Source organism: Oleiphilus sp. HI0125 (assembly GCF_001635355.1).
Window position 1 is genome coordinate 1 of record NZ_LWGF01001400.1, and the last position, 501, is coordinate 501.

The 501-nt window shown below is 44.5% G+C and carries 1 pseudogene; it reads right to left on the minus strand.

The window, feature by feature from the left end:
* Nucleotides 1-91: 91 nt before the first annotated feature.
* Nucleotides 92-501, minus strand: a pseudogene (locus tag A3762_RS28020) (RlmI/RlmK family 23S rRNA methyltransferase); the annotation flags it as partial.

Genomic DNA, 501 nt, shown 5'->3' on the forward strand with positions numbered 1-501 from the left:
TTCAAACAGGCTTATCTAGAAGCTGAAGCAGCCCGTTTTGATCAATCTCTTGTACAAAAGATATCTGAACAATGGGCTGCTGTAGAGCAACTTAAGACTGAGGAAGCACTCTAAAGAACATGGCTTTGAGATAGTTTGTTTCTGCGATCGCGGGAACAATAGGATGGTCAGGGCCTTGCGGAAAACGCTCAATCAACTGCAACTCCTTCTCGAGCGTACGCGCTGTTTTACGAACAATATCTAACAATGTTGGCTCAGCCAAATGCATTGAGCAAGATCCTGAAACAAGCACACCATCTTTACTCAACAAACGCATCGCCATCTGATTCAAACGTTGATAAGCGACCTCACCTGCTTTCTGATCTTTTCTGCGAGGAATAAACGCTGGCGGGTCAACAATCACCACATCAAAGCGCTCACCTTCTTCCTTCAACGCTTTGCAGATTTCAAACACGTCACCTTCAATGCTGGAAACAATATCACCAACACCATTTAACTCTG